We start from the raw sequence: 19631 nt of genomic DNA, 5'->3' as shown, positions 1-19631 counted from the left end.
CTGGCGTGAGATAACGCCAGCTTTTTTCTTCTCTTTTGCCCACTAGCCTCGCACTGCCTACGGTGGATTTATACCTGTGCTTATGTATACAATATTCGTATTACTAGACGCAGAGGTTGGAGAGACGATGTTTAAAATTGGAGTGGTTGGCCCGAAGAAATCGGTAGAGAGAATTCTTGGAGTGGCAAAAGAATTTGATCAAGGGATGAATTTCATTCCATACCCATACACGGAGACAAAGGAAACGGAAAAAATCGTGCTGGAAAATGACCAGTACGTGGACCACTGGCTGTTTTCGGGACCGATCCCCTACATGATCGCCAAAAATGCCATGGGTACAAGCAAGCGGATGGAGTATATTTACGCTACGGAATCGAGCATTTACAAGGGCTTTCTGGAAATGGTCTACAACCAGCGCAAGCTCATTGATCGGGTCAGTATCGATATGCTGCTGTCAACGACCTACATGGAGGATTCGCTGCGGACAATCAACATTTCGGTCAGCAATTTGTACATGAAAACATTCGATGCGTCGATTGACCCCAAGGAGCTGCTTGATTTTCATCTGGAGCTTTGGCAAGAGAAAAAAACAGATGGAGCGATGACCTGTTATCCGACCGTCTATCAGGCATTGGTAGAGGCCGGAATTCCCGCCTATTGGATCTCACCTAGTGAAATGGAGATCCACCAAACAGTGAGAGTCTTTGTGGAGAAGGTTAGAACCTCGTATTTTAAAGATACGCAAATCGGGATCGAGATGATCGAGGTCGAACAGTTTGACCGAATCAAGGAAAGCGCGAAGACGCCTTATCATTGGCAGTATCTGGAGCTGCGAATCAAGGAAGCGCTGATCAAGCTGTGCGAGCAATTGGACGGCTCCTTGCTGGAGCAGGGAAATGGCAGATACGTCATCTTTAGCTCGCGTGGAACGATAGAGCGAGAGATCCCGATTTTACAAGAGACGATTGCGTATTTGGCGAAGGAAGCGGATACGACCGTCGCAGTCGGAATTGGCTTTGGCGAGACGGCGTTTGCAGCCGAAATGAATGCACACCGCGCTTTGCGCCAATCCAAAGAAAAAGCGATCAGAGATATCGTCATGGTTCAGGATGATGGCACAATCGTCGAATGGGTAGGGCAGGAGGAAGAGCTGGTCTACTCTTATCGGGCGGACGATACCGAGATTTTGGAAAAGTTGAAAAAGGGAAACATCAGCGTCAAGACGTACAAAAAGCTGGATGCCCTGCTGCAAAAAATGGGTTGGACAGATTTCACTACGAAGGATTTGGCAAAGAACCTTCAGATGAGTGAGCGAAATGCGCAAAGAATTGTCGCGGATTTGTGTGCAGTAGAGCTGGCGGAGTGCTCAGGTGAGGAGTCCCAGGCGACACGTGGCAGACCAAGCAAGCTGTATAGACTGTTGTAGGCACCCTTTAAGGGGTGCTTTTTTTGTGCAAAAAAATCGTTCGAAAGACGCAAAAAAATAGATTGATAATAATCTCAAAATTTCGTACAGTATAAATTGCGACATGTCGTTAATTATGCGGTAAATAAAAAACAGTGTAATCTGCTTGTTGTTTTTTTGGCGGAAAAATCACATGGAGTCAGATGAATGCGCTTTCGTCAAAAATAAGGGATGGGCAAGAAAACAACCAGAAGGAGGTATCCACAGTTATGGTATCAGCGCGCACAAGAAACTGGATTTTGGCTTTACTCTTTTTAGGCTGGGCACTAGGAAACCTGGACCGTTACGTGATGAACTATGCCGTACTCGCGATCACAGAAGATTTGCAGCTTAGCGCCTCATCTACGGGACTGTTGCTCAGCAGCTTTTTCGCAGGCTATGCACTTATGCAAATGCCGGGGGGATGGCTGGCAGACCGATTCGGTTCTCGGAAGGTACTTATTGCATCTGTTATTATGTGGTCGATTTTTACAGCGTTAACCGGGGCGGCGTGGTCGCTGGCTTCTATGGTAATGATTCGCTTCCTGTTCGGAATTGGAGAAGGCGGATTTCAGCCAGCCAGCTCAAAAATTATTGCCCAAGCGTATCCTAGGGAAGAGCGCTCACGGGCAATGTCTGTCATGCTCTCCTCTGGTGCAATCGTCGGACTGTTCGTTCCGATTTTATCTGCCACCTTGATCAGCACCATTGGCTGGCGCATCATGTTCGTCATTATTGGGGCTATCGGGGCTGTGATTGCGATTTTGTACTGGCGCTATATCAAGCTGCCAAAAGAAGAGGAAGCCGTGTCAAACACCGAAGTAGCTTCCACATCCAGTGAAAAGAAGAGCTCTGTTGCCTTGCTGCTTAAAACGCCATTATTGTGGAACCTTTTAATCGCCTATTTCAGCATTTACGCAGTAAACTGGGGGCTTGCTACTTGGCTGCCAACGTATCTCGTCAAGGTGCGTGGTCTAGATCTGGTGTCTCTGGGCTGGCTGCAAATGATCCCGGGGATCGCTACATTAGTCGGAGTGTATGCGAGCGGCTACGTGCTGGACAAGCTGCCACAGGGACGAGAAAAAACAATGGGAAGCCTCGCTTGCGTTTTGGTAGCCATCGTGTTGTATCTGATGTTTAATGCTTCCAGTGTAGCGATTTTCATTACGTATCAAACCATCGTGACTCTGTTCATTTCCTTTGTCATCATTCTCTTGCCATCTGTCGTTCTGAAAAATCTGCCTGCTTCGGTAACAGGTACAGGTATGGGCATCGTGAATACAGGCGGACAGCTTGCCGGCTTCATCACACCGATGGCGATTGGCTTTATCGTTGATGCGTTCAACGGTTCGTTTTCAGCAGCGTTTTGGATGCTGATTGCATTTGCTGTGATTTGCATTGCGGCACTTCTGACGATGAACTATGAAAAAGGAGAGCTGCTTAGAAAGGAGCGTACAGTATGAACAAGCAAGAAATTATTTCACAATTAATCGAGCAAAAACGGGATGCGTTTATTGCCGTTAGCGATAAAATCTGGGAAACACCGGAGATTTACTTTGAAGAGCATCAGTCCGCGAAGTATTTGTGTCAGGCGCTGGAGGCGGAGGGCTTTCAAGTGGAGAAGGGCATTGCCGGACTGGAAACCGGGTTTGTCGCCTGCTTTGGCGATGGCGGGCCAGTAGTTGCCATTTTGGGTGAGTACGATGCGTTGACTGGATTGAGCCAGAAAAAAGGTATGGTCACAAATGACCCGATTGTTTCCGGAGGACACGGACATGGTTGTGGACACAATTTGCTAGGAGCTGGGGCACTGGCAGCAGCCGTTGCGATCAAGGATTACATGCAGCAGACAGGCTTGCAAGGAACCGTGAAATATTTTGGCTGTCCGGCAGAAGAAGCTGGCTCTGGAAAAGCGTATTTGGCACGTGCAGGTTTGTTTGAAGACGTCGATTTTGCACTCTCCTGGCACCCTGCAACGACACCGGGCATCATGAATATCAGCTCGCTCGCCAACTATTCCGTTCGCTTCCAGTTCCATGGAAAAAGCGCCCACGCAGCAGCGGCACCGCATCTCGGACGAAGCGCACTGGATGCTGTCGAGCTGATGAACGTCGGAGTCAATTACATGCGAGAACACATGATTTCCGAAGCACGTATCCATTATGCGATCACCAATACAGGCGGAATCTCACCAAACGTTGTACAGCCATACGCCGAGGTCGTTTACTTGATTCGCGCTCCAAAAAAGCAGCAAGTGAAGGAACTATACGATAGAGTATACGACATTGCCAGAGGAGCGACCCTGATGACGGGCACCACGATGGAAACGGCTTTTGAAGGAACCGCGTCCAACCTAGTGCCAAACACGGTACTGGCCAAGCTGATGCATCAAAACCTCGTAGCCGTTGGTGTTCCTGCGTACGATGAGGACGACCAGCAATTCGCGAAAAAAATTCAGGAATCGCTGTCTGCAGAGGATTTGCGCGCTGCACTTGCCGGGGTGGACAAGGAAACAGCCAAACAGCTAAAAGACAAGGCCATCGCTGATATCATCGGACCGCTTCCACAGTACGAGTTTACGTTGTCTGGCTCTACGGATGTTGGGGATGTAAGCTGGGTCGTGCCAACGATGCAATGTATGACGACATGCTGGGCGCTCGGAACGCCTTTCCATACATGGCAGGTCGTATCGCAAGGCGCGATGCCGATCGCACACAAAGGGATGCTGCAAGCTGGAAAAGTCATGGCTTCTACCGCGATCGAGGCGATGGAAAATCCGGAGCTGATCGAACAGGCAAAAGCGGAATGGCAGGAGCGCCTGGAAGGGGAAGCATACACTTCCTTGATTCCAGATGACATACATCCACCGAAAAAGGCTTAGTAGCAGAGCTATTTATTTGGTTAGGTACGAAGGGAAGAGTGGAAATGCAAGGGGTTCAGGAGACAGCCTTGAAGCAAAGTCAGATTCAGGATGACTTGGAGAGCTGGGTAGATAGATATCGTGAGGATGCGAGCAAAGGAAAATGTGCTGCATACATTCCTGCACTGGCAAAGGCAAATCCAGAACAGTTAGGAATTTGCGTCATCGGGCAGGACGGGAGCAAGGCGGTAGCAGGGAACTGGGAAACAGCCTTCACCTTGCAAAGCATTTCCAAGGTGATCAGCTTCATCGCGGCGTGCATACACCACGGGATTTCATATGTGCTGCAGAGAGTGGATGTGGAGCCAACGGGGGATGCTTTTGACTCGATGATTCGTTTGGAGTTGCACAAGCCGGGCAGACCCTTTAACCCGATGATCAATGCGGGCGCCATTACCGTCTCTTCCCTGCTAGAAGGTGATTCGACAGAGGACAAATTCGACTCGCTCACTTCTCTGATCGAAAGCATGACAGGGCGTCAGCATCAAATCAACGAGGAAGTGTACAAGTCCGAGTGGAAGACGGCTCATCGCAATCGTGCGCTCGCACACTATTTGACTGCGACCGGCTTTCTTGGTTGCCCAGCGGAAGAAGCACTAGAAGTGTATATTCGTCAATGCTCGATCGAGGTGACGACAGAGGATATCGCGATGATCGGGCTTGTATTAGCCCATGACGGCTATCATCCGCTTCGCCAGCAGCAGCTTTTCTCCAAAGAAATAGCGCGACTGACAAAAGCGTTGATGGTAACCTGCGGGATGTACAATGCTTCAGGCAATTTTGCCGCTTTTGTCGGAGTGCCAGCGAAGAGCGGAGTATCTGGCGGGATTATGGCTGCCGTCCCTCCGAGAGGAAGAAAGGGAGAGACGCCATTTGGCGATGGCTGCGGGATCGGAGTTTACGGTCCGGCTATCGATCAGTATGGTAACAGTGTGGCTGGGACTGCACTGCTCGGGCAGATCGCCGGCGCTTGGGACCTTTCGATTTATTAAATAGTGATTTCTAATGGATGGACTGAAGGGAAAAAGCTCGCCAGATGATTGGCGAGCTTTTTGCTGTGAATGATGACTAGTTTCTATTGCTGGTTGCCAGCTCCCAGCTCTACGCGCGAATGCCCTTCCAAAAAATCCGCCAAATATTATTGACCTGACCCTGAATATAGTCGCTTTTATGGTAGGGTACACCGGAAAAAATCCCGTCGAGCACACACAGGTACGACTGGACCAAATCGTCAATATGATCTTCCAAAATGATTTTTCTTTGAATGCCTTCTTCAAAAATGGAATGAAGAACCTTGATCAGCCCCTGGTCAGATGCCTCCGATTTACTTAGCAATTGCTCCTGTAAAAACGTAGGCGGAAACAAGGCTGATCGCTTTAAAAACAGCTTCAGATCTTGATTTTGTTCGTAGTAATGGGCTACATCGCAAAGGATTCTGTACAGCTTTTCATCGACGCCTTGATCCTGAATCTCGGTGATGAGCTGTTCGACATGCTTGTTGTAATCCCAGAGTGCATCGTCAAAAACAGCCATAAAAATGCTTTCTTTGTTTTTAAAGTGAGCGTAAATCGATGATTTATTAATGCCGACCTCTTTGGCAATATCGGATAAAGATGTGCCATCATAGCCGTGCTGCGAAAATAATTTCAACGAGACGTCTTTTATTTTTTGTGCCGTCATGCTACCTCCCAAAAGGAAAATATCCAATTCTAAATTATCTTGCAAATGCAAAAACTGCAAGCTATAATTCAAATCAACAACAAACCAACCGATCGTTCGGTAGGGGGATTTCTTTTTATTTTAGTCCAAGAGTCATGTTCTGTCCAGACGAAATAAGGGGGTAAAAAAGTGAAAAAACTAAAAATGTACATGGATGGTAAATGGGTTGAATCCGTGTCAGGAGCCTATTTTGACGCGTTCAATCCAGCGACGGGAGAGCAGATTGCCAAAATCGCAGAAGGTACGCGAGAGGATGCTCAAGCTGCGATTGCAGCTGCCAGGCGCGGATTCGAGCACATTTCCTCCATGTCGGTCTGGGAGCGCTCGCGCCTGCTCACCGCTATCGCTTCTGTGATCGAAAAGCGGAAAGAAGTACTCGCCCACACGTTAACGCAAGACCAGGGCAAGCCTTTTCATACGGAGGCTCTGCCTGAAGTCGAAGGAACGATCGCGGCGTTTTTGGAGGCAGCCGAGCAAATCAAGTGGCTGGAAACATCGGTCATCTCAGTTGAGGATAGCTCAAAACGAGTATTTACCATCCGTCAGCCAAAAGGGGTTTACGGGATCATCACACCGTGGAACTTTCCTTTTATGGTACCTGCTGAATATATCGCGTATGGCCTGGCAGCGGGTAATGCCATCGTGTGGGCACCTGCTCCTACCACCTCTGTATGCGCCGTTGCTCTGGCAGAGTGCTTAGAGGAGGCAGGCGTGCCCCAAGGTGCAGTCAATCTGGTTACAGGAAAAGGTGCCGTCGTTGGTGACGAGATTGTAGCAAATCCAGGAACCGATGCGATTGGATTTACAGGCAGTACGGCTACGGGCAACCAGATCGCAATCCGTGGCGCGGGTAAACCACTGCTGCTCGAGCTGGGGGGCAATGGTCCCACGATCGTACTGGCCGATGCGGATCTGGATCGTGCCGCCAAATCGATTGCGTTTGGCAGCTTCTTCAATGGAGGTCAGGTGTGCACGTCAACAGAGCTCATCCTGGCACAAAAAGACATACATGACGAGCTGGTACAGCGCGTACTGCAGCACGCAAAGGAAATCGTGCTTGGCGATCCATTTGATCTGCGAACGACGATGGGACCACTGAACAATGAGATGGTTGTGGCAAAAAATGATGAGCATGCTCTCGATTGCCTGAAAAAGGGCGCAGAAATCTTACTCGGCGGAAAGCGGGCAACCAGCATGACGAGCAATCTGTTTTTTGAGCCGACTGTCATTACGGGCGTAACAGAAGACTGCTTGTACTGCCAGGAAGAAACATTCGGTCCGGTAGCTCCGTTTATGTCATTCTCTACACATGCGGAAGCATTAGAGCTCGCTCGCAAAAATAAGTGGGGACTTGTTTCGTCAGTATTTACTGATAATTTAAAAGATTCTATGTATTTTGCTGAAAAGATCAAGGCGGGTATCGTGACGATTAATAGCGGCAGCGGAGAATCAGGTGGCTCGAATATTCCGTTTGGCGGTGTAGCAGGAAAGCAAAGCGGTATGGGCAGGATCGGTGGGAAGTATTCCCTCCACGAAATGACCGATTTGAAAGCGATTTGTATGGATGTGACGTAACGCGATGTAGATCAAATAAACACCCTCTCTGCTGCTTCGAAAAAGCCTGTCTGTACGACTTACTTTTCAGAAAAGGAAGGTGTCCTTTTTATGTACGCAAGCTTAAGCGGTACCCGAATTTACTTTGGTGTAGAGGGAATGGGAAATGTTATCGGCAGCCTATGCAGCGGCTTCTCAGGCGAAGGTCACTCTTCTGCGTATAAGCTGGAAAACAACGAGGCGGAGCAATTGCATCGGACCACTGCTCCTGCTTTAAATCGCACAGGACGTCACGACATCATGATTGAGGAGTACGAGCTTTTTGAAACCGTATCCGGCTCTGGAAACAGAAGATGTGTGAGCGGTGACAAATTATGAGAATAAGGACAATCACGACGACCTCAATCGCGCTGCTGCTCTGCCTGATTGTTTTGGTGAATGGATGCAGCTCAGCCCCAGCTCCGTCAGCTTCTACAAAAGAGCAGGAGGAAACGGGAAGGACATCTGAGCCGAAGAAGGGGGGGACGATCACGATTGGCTACCCTGCCGAGCCTGATTCGCTGGATGTACAAAAATCAGCGATGATTGCGTCCTCACTGATCACCTCTTTCATGGGAGGAGCGCTCGTCTATTACGATCCGCAGACGCAAGAAATCAAGCCGAGTTTGGCTGAATCCTATTCCATCTCAGAGGATGGGAAGAAGTGGACGTTTATCCTGCGTACAGGCATCACTTTCCACGATGGGACACCACTCACCGCTCGTGCATACAAGTATACGCTTGGACGAGCACTGGACCCGGGTACAGCGTCTCCTTTGGGCGAGTATATGTTTGGCTCCATTCAATCGATTGAGGCTCAGGATGACCGAACTCTCATCCTGAACCTGAAGCAGCCATCGGCACAGCTACTCTCTAATTTGTGGGACGCTTCGATCTCGCAGCCACTTTCTAGGGAGGCAGTCGAAAAACACGGGAGCGAATATGGACGTAATCCCGTCAGCGTCGGACCGTGGAAGTTTGAGAACTGGAAAACAGGTGAGTCCATCACGATGGTACGCAATGACGCGTACCAGTGGGGGAACGCATTCACCAAAAACCAAGGACCTCCTGCCGCTGATAAGCTGGTCATCAAGTTTATCAAGGACAACCAGACGATGATGGCTGCATTGGAAAGCGGGGCGATCGATATTGCTGCGAATGTACCAGCAAAAGAAGTGAAAAAGTACCGGGATAGAGACAAGGTAACCGTGTTGGAGCGAATGGCGTGGGGCGTTAACTTTCTGGAAATGAATACGGAGAACGAGATCTTGCGGGACGTTCAGGTGCGCAAAGCCATTTCGCTAGCAATAAACAAGGAAGCGATCTTGAACGGCGTTCTTCAGGGAGAAGGCGAAGTCGCTCATAGTCCATTGCCATCCAGCCTGTTTGGCTACGATCCGGCGAGTGCGGAGTATGGCAATTCATTTAACGTAGAGGAAGCGAAAAAACAGTTAGAGGCAGCGGGATGGGCAATGACCGCGCAAGGAGTCAGAGAAAAGGCCGGTAAGCCGCTAACCCTCAATCTCCTCAGCTCCGAAAACTGGTCACGCCCGAGCCAATTGGTTCAGGGCATGCTCAAAAGCATCGGAATAGATGTGAAAATTCAGACTCTTGACCAAGCGACGCTGATTGAATCTGCTGGCAAAGGAATGTTTGACTTGGCGATAGTGGGCTACGTAGACAACGATCCGAATGCGCTGAGCTTGTTCTTCCATTCCAAACAGATCAACAGCTTAAACCACTCTCGCGTGAACAACAAACAGCTGGATAGCTTGTTGGAAAGAGGGCTTGCGACAATAAACCAAAAGGAAAGAGCCAAAATTTATGCGGACATCCAAAGGATTGTGATAGAGGAAGCGTACTGGGTTCCGCTTTACATGGAAAAAGAGTTTTATTTGGTGAGCGACCGGGTACACGGAGTCGGACTTCAACCGATGTATGGCCTGACGCTTCAGGATAGCTGGGTGGACGAGTAGAGATTAAGAAAATTCGAGAAGGCAGGTGTATAAGATGTACGCAAACATAAACGGTACACGAATTTACTTTGATGTAGAAGGAATGGGAAGTGTTATCGACGGACCGATCATGAGACAAAAGCCGGTGTGCTTCGTGCTTCATGGTGGACCAGGCTCCGATCACACTGGATACAAGCCGTATTTGACGCCACTCTCTGATTATATGCAGCTGGTTTACATCGACAATCGTGGGAGCGGCTTCTCGGATGAAGGTCCGCAATCTACCTACACGCTGGAAAATAATGTGGCGGATGTGGAAGCGCTGAGAGAGTACCTGGGACTTGAGAAATTCGTTATCATGGGCAGGTCCTATGGCGGTATCGTCGCACAAAGCTATGCCGTCAAGTATCCTGAGCGTTTGTCCGGTTTGATTCTGCTGGTAACTACACCGAGCTATCGTTTCATCGAGCGTGCGAAGCAAGTAGTCGCGGCAAAAGGAACAGATGAACAAAAGGCAGTGGTTGCGAAAATGTTTAGTGGAGCGCTCTCGTCCAATGAAGAATTAATGAGCTACAGCCAAATACTGGACCCGCTATATATATACACCTACAAACCGCCAACGGAAGCAGAGAAGGTGCTGATCGAGGAGGCAATGAAGCGTTCGAAGCACTGCTATCAAGCGTTGAATGAAGCTTTCCGTGAATTCGGCTTTATCCATACGTATGATGTGATGGACCAGCTGCATCAAATCTCCTCTCCAACCCTGATTATTGGTGGACGTCACGACTGGATTACGTCAGCCGAGGAATCGATAGAGATTGCAAACGGTATCCCGGATAACGAGCTGCACATTTTTGAGAAGAGCAGTCACGATATCATGATCGATGAGTATGACCTCTTCTTGGATACTGTCTCTAGCTTTGTCAAAAGAAAGCTGCTCGGGGGTGTATATGAATGAAAAATCAGCTAGTCACCAGTCCTCTCCTGTTTATCGTGTGTTTGCTGGTTTTGCTCAGTGGATGCAGTTCTCCGTCCGCTCCGGCAAAATCGGCAACTGAAGCAGGAAAGCCAGAATCTACAGCGGAACCGAAGAAAGGCGGTACGATTACGATAGGCTACATGGACGAACCGGACACTCTGGACATGTACAAATCAGCAAATCTGGCAGCTGCCATGGTCGGCTCTGAAATCGGGGCGAGATTATTTTACTACGATCCAAAGACGCAGGATGTAAAACCGTATTTGGCTGAATCCTACACGATTTCAGAAGACGGGAAAACATGGACGTTTCGGATTAAGTCTGATGTGGTGTTTCATGATGGCACGCCGTTAACCGCTGCAATCTACAAGCAAACGATTGAGCGAGCTCTGGACCCAGATACGGCTTCGCCACTCGGAGATTATTTGTTTGGCGCGATTCAATCCATCGATACCCCTGACGATACGACGCTGATTTTCCATTTAAAGGAACCGGCTGCACAGCTTCTAACGAATCTATGGGAGCCGGCTGTGACCCAACCTGTTTCGCTTGCGGCTATCGAAAAAATAGGCGCTGACTATGGTAGAAATCCTGTCGGAATCGGACCATGGAAATTCGACAGCTGGAAAACGGGCGAGTCGATTACGTTAGTACGAAATGAAGGCTACCAGTGGGGAAATGCTTCTGAAAAAAATCAGGGACCGCCACTTGCAGATAAGCTCGTGTATAAATTTATCAAAGACAGTCAAACCATGATTGCGGCGTTGGAAAGCGGCTCGATCGACATCGCTGCCAATGTGTCCGCAAAAGATATGAAAAAGTACAAAGAGAGCAAGGAAGTGACCGTGCTTGAGCGGATGAAGTGGGGAAGCTCTTTTCTGGAAATGAATACAGAAAATGAAATCCTCCAGGACATCCAGGTTCGCAGAGCTGTAAATATGGCAATCAATAAAGACGCGATCGTATCGGGCGTACTGCTTGGAGAAGGAGAAATCGCGCATAGTCCATTGTCCTCCAGCCTGTTTGGTTACGATCCGGCAAGCGCAGATTACGACTACAAATACAATGTGGAAGAAGCGAAAAAGCTGCTGGATGCAGCAGGGTGGACTGTGAATGCTCAGGGGATCAGAGAAAAGGAGGGTAAACCGCTCGCTGTCGAGCTGCTCAGCTGGGATATATGGACGCGTACCAGCCAATTGATCCAAGGCATGTTAAAAGAGATTGGCATGGATGTCAAAATCATCAGTTTAGATGCGGCAACAGTTGTTGACGTAGCGGGCAAAGGTTCGTTTGATATGGCTTTGATGAATTACACGGACAACGATCCGAATGCACTCAGCCTGTTTCTCCACTCCAGTCAAATCGGTAGCTTGAATCATTCCCGTGTCCACAATAAAGAGATGGATGCTTTGCTGGAAAAAGGCAGTGCCACACTGAACAAGGATGAACGGAAGAAAATCTATGCAGACATCCAAAAGCTTGTTGTAGACCAGGCATACTGGGTTCCCTTGTATGTAGAAAAAGAGTTTTATCTGGTGAAAAACCGTGTTCAGGGAGTCTCGCTTGAGCCGATGTACGGCTTTGGGCTACAGGATAGCTGGGTGAAGGAATAATGGCACAGTATTTATGGAACCGACTTGCAGCAGGCTTGCTCGTTGTTTTTGGAATTTCTGTGTTTACGTTTGCACTGGTTCATATGATTCCTGGTGACCCAGTTCGCATGATGCTAGGCCAAAAGGCAACGCAAGAGCAGGTGGAACATATCCGGGAGCAAATGGGGCTGAACAAGCCGTTAGTAGAGCAATACACTACGTACGTCACTGGGATCATACAAGGTGATTTCGGTACGTCATTAAAAACGGGACAGCCTGTGCTGACTGAAATCATGAACCGCTTTCCGGCCACCTTAAAAATAGCTGTAACAGCGATTCTTATTGCGATTGTCGTAGGAATTGCGATGGGAATTGTGGCAGCCAAATACAAGGATACGATTGTGGATCGGGCTGTGCTCACACTCGCGACTATGGGTGTTTCCATCCCCGGATATTGGCTCGGACTGCTCCTCATGCTCTTGTTTGCGGTCAAATGGAAGTGGTTTCCGATCGCAGGCGGTACCGGATTGAAGGATTTGGTGCTGCCTGCAGTCACACTTGGTGTTTACGCATCCACCATTATTTGCCGACTGACTCGATCAGGGATGCTGGAGGTTCTTTCACAGGATTATATCCGCACTGCCAGAGCCAAAGGAATTAATGAATCCGTCATTTTGTTCCGGCATGCTTTTCGCAATGTGATGATTCCTGTTGTGACGGTGGTTGGACTGCAGATGGCATCGCTGCTTGGGGGAGCGGTTTTGATCGAGCAAGTATTCAGCTGGCCTGGAATCGGCACACTGGCGATTGATGCGATCTTCTCTCGTGACTTTCCGATGATTCAGGGGACGACGCTCTTTATGGGAATCGTGTACGTTTCGGTCAATATCGTGATCGATCTGTTGTATGGATTCATCGATCCGCGAATCGACGTCAGTCAGCAAAAGGCGGGTGCGTAACATGCGTGTATTGGGTAAAGCTGTTCACACGAAAGTCGTCAAGGAGCGAACCACTGCCTTGCCCCGGTTTGAGCTGCTGGGCAAAGTCATGCAGAACAAAAAAGCAAAGTATAGCTTCGTCCTCCTATTTATCATCATCTTGCTTGGAATTATCGGGCCGTGGATTGCTCCGCATGATCCGCTGGAAAGTAACTATGAAGCCTTTTTGCAGGAGCCGTCCGCAGAGTATTGGCTTGGGACAGACTCGATTGGACGAGATATACTTTCCCGCATGCTGCACGGTGCGAGGGTGACCTTGACGGTAGCTGTCATGTCGGTAGCCATAACCGTTGTTCTGGGCACGGTGATTGGCGTCACAAGCGCGTATGTGGGCGGATTCATCGACAATTTGCTGATGCGGATCATGGATATGCTGCTTGCTCTTCCCGGGATCGTACTTGCCTTAGCGATTGTGGCAGTGCTTGGTCCGAGCTTGACCAATGCGATGATTGCGATCGGAATATCGTCAATTCCGTCGTTTGCCTTATTGATCAGAGGAGCAGCTCTGACCATCAAATCATCCGGTTATGTCGAGGCGAGTCGCTCGATCGGCAGCTCAAACAGATGGATCATTGTGTTTCAGGTCATCCCGAATATTGCCCACGTACTGATTGTGTACACGACTCTGTTTGTGGGCGCAGCCATTTTGGATTCATCTGCGCTCGGTTTTATTGGTTTAGGTGCACAGCCTCCTACGCCAGAATGGGGCACGATGCTAAACGAAGGCAAAGGATTTATTACGGAAGCCTGGTGGCTGGCTACGTTCCCGGGACTTGCGATCACCCTGATCGTATTTGTGGTGAATCTCCTAGGTGATGCCCTCCGCGATATTTTTGATCCGAGGACAGCGAGCTAGTAAGGGAGTAGGGTGTTGTCAACAGAGTGCCGCACAGCGATAGAGGGGGAGAGCGAGCATGGAACATGTATTGGAAGTAAATGAGCTGTCTATACAGTTTGGAGGGAGCGAGAAAACGGTCACTGTGGTAGAAGATTTTAACCTTCAGCTAAAAAAGGGGGAGGCCCTAGGGATTGTCGGTGAGTCAGGCTGCGGGAAAAGCATTACGTCCTTGTCCATCATGCAGCTGCTCGGAGGCAACGGGAAAATCGCGAGTGGCAGCATCCGACTCAATGGCCGAAATCTGGTTGGGCTTGGAGCAAAAGACATGCAGCAGATGCGAGGCAAAGAGATCGCCATGATTTTTCAGGAGCCGATGACCTCGTTAAATCCAGTTCTGACCATCGGAAAACAGATTAGCGAGGTATTGGAAAAGCATGAGCGACGCATCAAATCAGCGCATAAACAAAGAGTGCTTGAGCTGCTCCAGCAAGTCGGGATTTCTCGTCCAGACGAAATTTATTACGAATACCCGCACCGCTTGTCAGGCGGGATGCGACAGCGGGTGATGATCGCAATAGCGATTGCCTGCAATCCGCAGCTTTTGATTGCTGATGAACCGACGACGGCTTTGGATGTAACGATTCAAGCGCAAATACTGGACTTGCTGAAACGAATTCAACAGGATGCTACCATGTCTCTCATCATGATTACCCATGACCTGGGAGTAGTGGCAGAGGTCTGCGATCGAGTCATGGTCATGTATGCCGGACAAGTGATTGAAACGGCAGACGTCCGGACATTGCTGCGTCATCCCAAGCACCCGTATACGATGGGGCTGATTCAGTCCATCCCGAAAAAGGGAGACCATCCAGGCAGACTTTACAGTATCAAAGGCAGTGTTCCCGCACCGGATGAATATCCGCAAGGGTGCCGTTTTGCGCCGCGCTGTGAAAAGGTCATGCCCGTTTGTTTGGAAATGAGTCCAAGATTACAGCAAGTAGACAATGAAACGACTTGTCGTTGTTGGATTTTCGACGAGAACATAAAAAAAGCGGTGGTACCTATATGACGACACCCATATTGGAAGTGAAGGGCCTCACAAAGCGTTTTTCCATTCAAAAAGGATGGTTTCAAAAGAATAGTTACGTTCACGCGGTCAACGGAATTGATCTGGCTGTAAGAAAAGGGGAGACGTTGGGGATTGTCGGAGAGTCAGGCTGCGGCAAATCGACGCTGGGCAGATGCATTCTTCGGTTGCTCACGCCAACGAGTGGAGAAACGATTTTTCAGGGCAAAAATATTCGGAGCCTGAGTAAGCCAGAATTAAAGGCGATGCGGCGTGATATGCAAATGGTTTTCCAAAACCCGTTTGACACGCTCAATCCGAAGCTGATGATCCAGCAGATTTTATCCGAGCCACTCATTGCCCATGGCATCCCGAAAAAGGACCGGCAGACGCTACTGGAAGAAACGATTGAAATTGTCGGGCTGGGAAAACAGCATCTCTTACGTTACCCGCATGAATTTTCGGGTGGGCAAAGACAGCGAATCGGCATAGCACGTGCACTGATGCTGCGGCCCAAGCTGATCATCGCAGACGAACCAGTATCTGCCCTGGATGTTTCGATTCAATCGCAGATTCTCAATTTGCTTCAGGATTTGCAGGAGCAGTTTGAGCTGACGTATATATTCATTTCACATGACCTGAGCGTCGTTCGGCATATCTCAGATCGGGTGGCAGTTATGTATTTGGGAGAGGTTGTTGAATTCGGAGACAAAAAAGAGCTGTTTGCAAGTCCCCTGCATCCGTACACGCAAGCCTTGCTGTCCGCCACACCTGTATCCGACCCGGATGAAAAGAGAGCGCGCATCATTTTACAGGGAGATTTGCCCTCACCCTCCAATCCTCCAGGCGGTTGCAAGTTCCACCCTCGCTGCCCGTCTTGCTTTGATATGTGCAAAAAAGTATCTCCCACGCTACAGGATGTAAACGAGCAGCTGGTTGCTTGTCATCTTTACGGATAGGTGAATATTCGGACCTAGACGAGCAGGAGCACAGCAGCGAAGACAAGCATGAAGAAAGCGTTGAGCGCCATAATCGGCTTGTGCCTCGCTCGGAATAGATGGGCATGAATCGCACCGAGCATCAGGACGACAAATAAGACTGCGACATACTTCATAAGAACTGGAACCCAAAAGGCAGCGAGCATTCCGATAGCCCCGAGCAGTTCCAGGGAAGCGATGATATCCATAAACCAGAGAGGATACCGATACTCGTTCCAGTGCTGGACCATCGATTTGCTGCGGGAAAATTTCAAGATCGCTGAAAAGGTAAACATGCCAAATAATACGATTGGCAGAATGGCTGTAAGTACACTCATTCACTACACTCCTCTCGATAGAAAGCCCATCGTTCTGCATTCCAGACATAGTATAATGGAACAAAGCATGCCAAATATGTAGGGCAGACTACACTGGGAGAGGAAGGAGCACTTGGGTGGACAAAAGCAAGTTTTTATCGCGGATCGATTTGTTTCAAAAGCTGAGCACAGAGGAGCTCATGCAGATCGAACCGATTGCACCGATGAACACAATCAAAAAAGGAACCATCATTGCTTCCCCCCAGCATGGCGGGAAGCTCTTGTATTTGGTCAAGTCGGGAATGGTCCGTCTATATAAGCTGTCAGAGGGCGGAAAAGAACTGACTGTAGACTTGTTGCGTGTCGGTCATATTTTTGGGGAAATTGGCTCCTTCACCATCAGCTCCGAAAACATGTACGCTGAGGCGTGGGAGGACTGCGTCATCTGTACCATAAACAAGCCGCAGTTTGAACAGCTGATGCGGGAAAAACCGGAGCTGGCACTGCATTTTATCGAGATTATCTCGACACGCCTGAAAGAGGTAGAAGAGATGATGGAGCATATGGCATACGGGAGCGTGCGAAAAAGATTGCTCTATTTGCTGCACAAGCTCTCGGAAAAGTTCGGATCAGGCTTCTCAATGGGAGAAAATGAGGATACAGACCGGAAATGGATTGAGCTGGAGGTGAAACTGACTCATCAGGAGCTGGCGAGCATGATGGGGAGCATCCGCGAGACAGTCACCGAGCAGTTAACTGAGCTTGCAGCAGAGGGTATCGTCAGTAAAGAAGGTCAGCGCAAACCGCTACGTGTTCATCCCGAACGTTTGAAAATGGCATGGGATGCATGCAGGTAGTTTTCAGTAGCGGTGAGGAAAAATCGATGCCAATTGTCAAAGCATCCAATAGAAAAGGGAGAGAACGGTATGCTGGATGTCGTTGCTTGCGGGGAGCTATTAATAGACTTTACCCCTACGTCACACGCGGAGAAAGGAAAGCTTGCTTTTGAGCAAAACCCCGGAGGTGCACCGGCGAATGTACTGACTGCACTGTCTCGTTTAGGCAAAAGGACCTCGTTTGTCGGGGCGGTGGGCAACGATGCTTTTGGCCAGTTTTTGAAGCAGACCTTGCTCGACTTGAACATCGGGACGACGGGACTGATCATGACAAGCGAAGCCCCGACAACGCTAGCCTTTGTACATATTAATGAACACGCGGATCGTTCCTTTCATTTCTATCGCAATCCAGGAGCCGATACGCTGCTGCGGGAGACAGACATCGATGAGGAGCTCATTGGACAGGCACGCATTTTCCATTTTGGCTCCCTCTCGCTGACGCATGAGCCCGCCAGAGCAGCAACGAAAAAAGCAGTGGAAATTGCGAAGAACAACCATCGCCTCGTTTCGTTTGATCCAAATTATCGAGCATCTCTGTGGGACGATGAAGATGAGGCGAAAAGAATCATTTTGTCCGGGATCAGTCAAGCAAATATCGTCAAGCTGTCTGAAGAAGAGGTAGTCTTTTTGGCGCCCACTGGTGACGTGAATGAAGCGACAGACTGGTTGATGCAGGAGTATGGAAACCAGCTCATTCTGGTGACGCTCGGGGCAAAAGGCTGTTTTTATCGCACGCACGATCACTGTGGAATTGTCCAAGGCTTCAAGGTTGATGCGGTTGATACGACTGGTGCGGGGGATGCTTTTTTCGGTGGCATGCTGCATCAAATCCTGGAGGTAAAAGAAGACATAGCGACACGAACACAGACAGAGCTGGAACAAATGATCCGCTTTGCCAATGCTGTCGGTGCACTTGCCACCACGAAGACAGGAGCCATTCCGGCCATGCCATCGCTGGAGGAAGTGGAGAGGTTTACAAAAGCTGGCCTATAACATAAGTGGACAAATAGTATGATAATTCCGCATTTTCCCAAGCACCTCTGCTATACTAATGAAGAAAGTTACTTGATGGGGGAAGTAGGTATTCATCATGATTTTTCTTGAAGTCATTTTGCCTGTTTTGTTGATTTTTCTTAGCGGCTATATTTTACAGCGCATCTTCAAGCTAGATCTCAAGCCGATTTCTACACTGGCGATCTATATTTTGACCACGGCTCTTGTTTTCCGTACCTTTTACAAAACGCAGCTCGACTTGCAGCTGTTCTACATCGTCGTCATTTCCATGCTGCTTTTGGGGGCGCTGATCCTCATCACTCAGCTGACTGCGCGCTTCTTTCACTATGATAAGCAGCAGGAAAGCGCGTTGATGCTTTCAACGGCCTTTATGAACAGCGGGAATTATGGGACGCCAATTATCCTCTTTGCCTATGGCGATGCCGGTTTTGTCTATGCTGTACAGATTATGGTTTTTCATTCGATCATCATGGGCGTCTTCGGCGTGTATTTTGCTTCCAGAGGTGGAGGCGGAGTCGCAACTGCAGTCAAAGCGATTTTCAAGCAGCCGTCCAACTATGCTGTCGTGCTTGCGGTTCTGCTCCAGCAACTGAATGTGGTCATTCCGGAGAGCTACTATCAGGCGATCGATCTCGTAGCACAGGCGGCTATTCCCGTCATCATGCTCATTCTTGGAATGCAGCTGGCGAATGTGTCATCGCGTACCTTTGAGTGGCAGGGGCTTAGCGCAGCAAGCGTGATCCGTTTGGTTGCCTCACCGATTTTAGCCTACGTCATTTGCTTGTTCTTTCCGATTGATCCGTTGTTACAGAAGGTGTTGATCATTTTGGCAGCGATGCCTTCTGCAGCGACAACCGCAATTTATGCGATTCAGTTTAATATGCGTCCACAGTTTGTTTCCAGCAGTGTGCTCGTAACGACAGTAATGAGCGTTGGGACATTAACTTTTTTGCTAAACCTTTTGCACTAAAGGGAGTGTGACCAGGGAACATAATATGGAGATTATTAGCAACCAGTTGGCTAGCATGCGGAAGGATATGGGAGTATTCATACGAATAGGACCGGTCATTACGGTTAACTGGCTCTGACCACGTAAGAACGGTTGATATCACGAATTTTCAAAATTGTTGTTATGCTAAGTAAATGATAAGCTATTTGTATCGCAATAATTTCATATCGGGCCTAGTTCCGTGACAAACGGAAACGGGGGAACCACTCTTGGGGTTAATTCTGTGCATACAGAAGGGATGCTACCTGCCATCCTACCCGTCAGCTAACCTCGTCGGCTAAAGCAGATATTGCATACATTTCGTTGCACTCGCT

At 49.0% G+C, this 19631-nt stretch carries 18 protein-coding genes and 1 riboswitch; of the genes, 16 read left to right on the top strand and 2 right to left on the bottom strand.

What is annotated here, in order from left to right; all coding sequences use genetic code 11:
- The first annotated feature begins 127 nt into the window (after nt 1-127).
- From ADS79_RS26120 to ADS79_RS26105, 4 genes are all read left to right on the top strand, one after another.
- The gene (locus tag ADS79_RS26120) at nt 128-1426 is read left to right on the top strand and encodes a hypothetical protein (RefSeq protein ID WP_049741391.1); all 1299 of its coding nucleotides are present in this window, start codon (nt 128-130) and stop codon (nt 1424-1426) included.
- A gap of 248 nt (nt 1427-1674) precedes the next feature.
- Nucleotides 1675-2907 carry an MFS transporter gene (locus ADS79_RS26115; protein ID WP_049741390.1) on the top strand — a complete coding sequence of 411 codons (1233 nt, stop codon included), beginning with the start codon at nt 1675-1677 and terminating at the stop codon, nt 2905-2907.
- Nucleotides 2904-4325, top strand: coding sequence for a M20 family metallopeptidase (locus ADS79_RS26110; RefSeq protein ID WP_049741389.1), 1422 nt, complete (start codon nt 2904-2906; stop codon nt 4323-4325). Before ADS79_RS26115 ends, ADS79_RS26110 begins: the two co-directional genes overlap by 4 nt.
- Before the next feature lie 44 nt (nt 4326-4369).
- Nucleotides 4370-5356 (top strand): glutaminase, encoded by a 987-nt coding sequence (locus ADS79_RS26105; protein ID WP_049741388.1) that lies wholly within the window; start codon nt 4370-4372, stop codon nt 5354-5356.
- Between the two features lie 109 nt (nt 5357-5465).
- Here the strand turns inward: ADS79_RS26105 and ADS79_RS26100 are convergent, their stop codons facing one another.
- Nucleotides 5466-6044: a TetR/AcrR family transcriptional regulator gene (locus ADS79_RS26100; RefSeq protein ID WP_049741387.1), complete on the bottom strand. Its 579-nt coding sequence runs from the start codon at nt 6042-6044 to the stop codon at nt 5466-5468.
- Nucleotides 6045-6212: 168 nt separating this feature from the next.
- Here ADS79_RS26100 and ADS79_RS26095 point away from each other — a divergent pair, with 168 nt between their 5' ends.
- From ADS79_RS26095 to ADS79_RS26055, 9 genes are all read left to right on the top strand, one after another.
- Nucleotides 6213-7658 carry an aldehyde dehydrogenase family protein gene (locus tag ADS79_RS26095; RefSeq protein WP_201783425.1) on the top strand — a complete coding sequence of 482 codons (1446 nt, stop codon included), beginning with the start codon at nt 6213-6215 and terminating at the stop codon, nt 7656-7658.
- A 90-nt stretch (nt 7659-7748) separates the two neighbouring features.
- Complete coding sequence (locus ADS79_RS26090; RefSeq protein WP_049741386.1) at nt 7749-8015, top strand: hypothetical protein; 267 nt, start codon at nt 7749-7751, stop codon at nt 8013-8015.
- Complete coding sequence (locus tag ADS79_RS26085; RefSeq protein ID WP_049741385.1) at nt 8012-9652, top strand: ABC transporter substrate-binding protein; 1641 nt, start codon at nt 8012-8014, stop codon at nt 9650-9652. Before ADS79_RS26090 ends, ADS79_RS26085 begins: the two co-directional genes overlap by 4 nt.
- A gap of 34 nt (nt 9653-9686) precedes the next feature.
- Entirely contained in the window at nt 9687-10589 is a 903-nt protein-coding gene (locus tag ADS79_RS26080; RefSeq protein WP_049741384.1) for an alpha/beta fold hydrolase, read from the top strand.
- Entirely contained in the window at nt 10586-12223 is a 1638-nt protein-coding gene (locus ADS79_RS26075; RefSeq protein WP_049741383.1) for an ABC transporter substrate-binding protein, read from the top strand. The genes ADS79_RS26080 and ADS79_RS26075 overlap by 4 nt, the downstream gene beginning before the upstream one ends.
- The gene (gene nikB / locus ADS79_RS26070) at nt 12223-13161 is read left to right on the top strand and encodes a nickel ABC transporter permease (protein ID WP_049741382.1); all 939 of its coding nucleotides are present in this window, start codon (nt 12223-12225) and stop codon (nt 13159-13161) included. The genes ADS79_RS26075 and nikB overlap by 1 nt, the downstream gene beginning before the upstream one ends.
- Nucleotides 13162-13249: 88 nt before the next feature.
- On the top strand, nt 13250-14056 hold the full coding sequence (locus ADS79_RS26065) for an ABC transporter permease (RefSeq protein WP_236700149.1): 807 nt from the start codon (nt 13250-13252) through the stop codon (nt 14054-14056).
- 58 nt (nt 14057-14114) lie between these two features.
- On the top strand, nt 14115-15107 hold the full coding sequence (locus ADS79_RS26060; RefSeq protein ID WP_049741380.1) for an ABC transporter ATP-binding protein: 993 nt from the start codon (nt 14115-14117) through the stop codon (nt 15105-15107).
- Nucleotides 15104-16063, top strand: coding sequence for an ABC transporter ATP-binding protein (locus ADS79_RS26055; RefSeq protein ID WP_049741379.1), 960 nt, complete (start codon nt 15104-15106; stop codon nt 16061-16063). Before ADS79_RS26060 ends, ADS79_RS26055 begins: the two co-directional genes overlap by 4 nt.
- A 14-nt stretch (nt 16064-16077) precedes the next feature.
- On the opposite strand, the gene ADS79_RS26050 is transcribed toward ADS79_RS26055, so the two are convergent.
- Complete coding sequence (locus ADS79_RS26050) at nt 16078-16419, bottom strand: DoxX family protein (protein ID WP_049741378.1); 342 nt, start codon at nt 16417-16419, stop codon at nt 16078-16080.
- A gap of 116 nt (nt 16420-16535) precedes the next feature.
- Between ADS79_RS26050 and ADS79_RS26045 the strand changes: the two genes are divergently transcribed.
- The 3 genes from ADS79_RS26045 to ADS79_RS26035 all read left to right on the top strand — a co-directional run bounded on the left by ADS79_RS26045 (nt 16536) and on the right by ADS79_RS26035 (nt 19278).
- Nucleotides 16536-17255 (top strand): Crp/Fnr family transcriptional regulator, encoded by a 720-nt coding sequence (locus tag ADS79_RS26045; RefSeq protein WP_049741377.1) that lies wholly within the window; start codon nt 16536-16538, stop codon nt 17253-17255.
- A 69-nt stretch (nt 17256-17324) separates the two neighbouring features.
- Entirely contained in the window at nt 17325-18287 is a 963-nt protein-coding gene (locus ADS79_RS26040) for a carbohydrate kinase family protein (protein ID WP_049741376.1), read from the top strand.
- Between the two features lie 97 nt (nt 18288-18384).
- Entirely contained in the window at nt 18385-19278 is an 894-nt protein-coding gene (locus ADS79_RS26035; protein ID WP_049741375.1) for an AEC family transporter, read from the top strand.
- 199 nt (nt 19279-19477) lie between these two features.
- A riboswitch (cyclic di-AMP (ydaO/yuaA leader) is annotated at nt 19478-19611 on the top strand.
- Nucleotides 19612-19631 lie beyond the last annotated feature (20 nt).

The organism is Brevibacillus reuszeri (assembly GCF_001187725.1).
GTDB lineage: Bacteria > Bacillota > Bacilli > Brevibacillales > Brevibacillaceae > Brevibacillus > Brevibacillus reuszeri.
This window is presented reverse-complemented; position numbering and strand designations above follow the sequence as displayed.